This window comes from Mesorhizobium sp. M7A.F.Ca.CA.001.08.2.1 (assembly GCF_003998455.1).
Lineage (GTDB): Bacteria > Pseudomonadota > Alphaproteobacteria > Rhizobiales > Rhizobiaceae > Mesorhizobium > Mesorhizobium ciceri.
Genome location: NZ_RZPW01000989.1, coordinates 1 through 1,867, shown reverse-complemented (window position 1 = coordinate 1,867; position 1,867 = coordinate 1). Strand labels below are relative to the sequence as shown.

Annotated in this window: 2 protein-coding genes and 1 pseudogene; 1 reads left to right on the top strand and 2 read right to left on the bottom strand. The window is 63.0% G+C overall.

What is annotated here, in order from left to right; all coding sequences use genetic code 11:
• Positions 1-246 (top strand): annotated as a pseudogene (locus tag EN914_RS38815) (hypothetical protein); the annotation flags it as partial.
• On the opposite strand, the gene EN914_RS33890 reads toward EN914_RS38815, so the two are convergent.
• Together EN914_RS33890 and EN914_RS33885 are read right to left on the bottom strand one after the other, a co-directional pair.
• Positions 233-1,273, bottom strand: a complete 1,041-nt coding sequence (locus tag EN914_RS33890; protein ID WP_024504937.1) for a nucleotidyl transferase AbiEii/AbiGii toxin family protein — start codon at positions 1,271-1,273, stop codon at positions 233-235. The pseudogene EN914_RS38815 and the gene EN914_RS33890 sit on opposite strands and share 14 nt — an antisense overlap.
• A partial coding sequence (locus EN914_RS33885) for a DUF6088 family protein (protein WP_245497911.1) occupies positions 1,270-1,867 on the bottom strand: 598 nt, incomplete at its 5' end. The genes EN914_RS33885 and EN914_RS33890, both read right to left, overlap by 4 nt.

Below are 1,867 nucleotides of genomic sequence, written 5' to 3'. Positions count from 1 at the left end.
CCCGTCGACGGCGAGATACTTCGTTCCCACTACTCCGACCTTCCAGACCACCATAATTATGTCTGGGGGCAATGGCGTCCCGCCGACCTCGATGAGCTCATCAAGACCTGGCCCTCGCGATCCAAGACGAAGATCGATGGAACAGTTTGGTGGCAGCCGACTCTCGACGATTTGAGGGCCGCAAGAAAGACGGCTCGCGCATTGGAGAGAAGGCGGACGCGGCTGCGAACAATTACCCGCCGTTGATGCTCTGCTCGATCTGCCGGGCCGAGGCTAGGATGCCGTCAAAGCTTGGCGGGGTGCCGAAGATCATCGCAGTCGTGTTGGTGTAGTCGCGCGCAAGCGCATCGACCATCTTGGTCGCGGGCTCGATCGCAAAGGTCCCCGGCACTGCCGAGGCAAGATCATAGTCCGGCCGATCGAAAAACATGAGCGCGTGACGCACGCAATCGGCGCCAAGATCGAGGTTGGCGATCGCCGCTCTCCCGGTTTCCGACTGCATGAGGCAGTGCAAGTCGTAGTAATGCCGCGAGACCCGCTGACCTTCCTGCCGTAGTTCACCACGCCGCTCATACCAGCGGCGCAGTCCATGAGCGATCACCACCTTATCCCAGAAGGTCCGCGTCGCCTCGATCGTGGTGACGTCCGGCACGGCGAGATCAACGCCGGCTGCTTCCTCGGCGACATAGGGAGTAATCGTAAGAGGCCCATGGGGATCGAGCGCTGATTTTGCGCCGGATTCAAGACGTATCGCCGGTCGGACATAGGCGCCATCGCGCGGCTCCACTTCGGGATACCAAAGCAGCAGGGTTTGCCGATCGGGATCGGCGTCATCGATTTCCACGCGCCCCGCCCCTTTGGTGAGGTCTGCCAACTGGGCGGCGAGGAACTCATTGAGCGGGCCGGTGATATAGGCGCGACAGGCATCTCGGATGGCGTCGAGTTTGGCGCGACGTTTCTTGTTCGATAGCGCCTCGAGCTCTTCGACCGAGGCTGGCTCCTCGAGGTCGTCGCGGAACACGGTGACGTCGATGTCCTCGGAAAAGCGCTTGATGAGGTCATAGCCTTTCGACAGCGATGTGCCGCCCTTGAACAGCAGCCGCGGCTCTCCTGACGGCCGTTCGTGATAGAGCGCATTGAGGGTCCAGCAGACCCAGAAGTCCTTTTCGACATTCCCGACCGGCGCGCCGATGCGGTTGGCCGTCGCGAGGAACAGATCGAGCCGGTCACGTGGCGGTGCGGCAATGATCTGACGGTAGGCGTCGGTGCTCATGACTTACCCTCGAGCCCGGCTCCCGGGCTGAGCAGTTGGCGCAGGAACTCCTGCATCCAGATCGGCACGGCGGAAAGACCGGCGCGCAGATCCTCGCAAATCGCCTCGCCGTGCTTGGGGTCAGAAAGCAGGCGGCGCAATATGGTCGCGATCCGCTTGCGCTCGCTGTCCTGGGTCAGCATATCCTGCATCCAATACAGGGCCTGGACGACCCGCATTCCCGGCCGATCCGCCCAATAAAGACGGCTCGGCGCGGCGTATTTGAAGTGGATTTCCTGGGTGCCGAGTTTGATCGGCTTCAATCTCGCATCGACCAGCACCTCGATTCGCGCGGGTACGGCCGTCGTGAGCCCAAGATCGTTGGCGGCCGTCATGCCATCGATGACGGTGCGCGCGTTGTCGCGGCGTGTCACCGCCCTGATCACGGCGCGATAGTCCGGCACGGTGGCGCGGCCGGTCAGAGGATTGGTCCGCGGGCGGTCATAGAGGCCACGGTCAATCCGGCGAAGATCCCCGGCGGCCGCTAGGCGCTGCAGGGTTTTGTCCACGGCGGCGCGCGCGCCGAGATCGGCAAAGTCGCCGGGTGTCCAGACC

What these genes read in the sequence shown, in the direction of transcription:
- EN914_RS33890 (WP_024504937.1), bottom strand. Translation starts at nt 1,273, where the DNA reads ATGAGCACCGACGCCTACCGTCAGATCATTGCCGCACCGCCACGTGAC.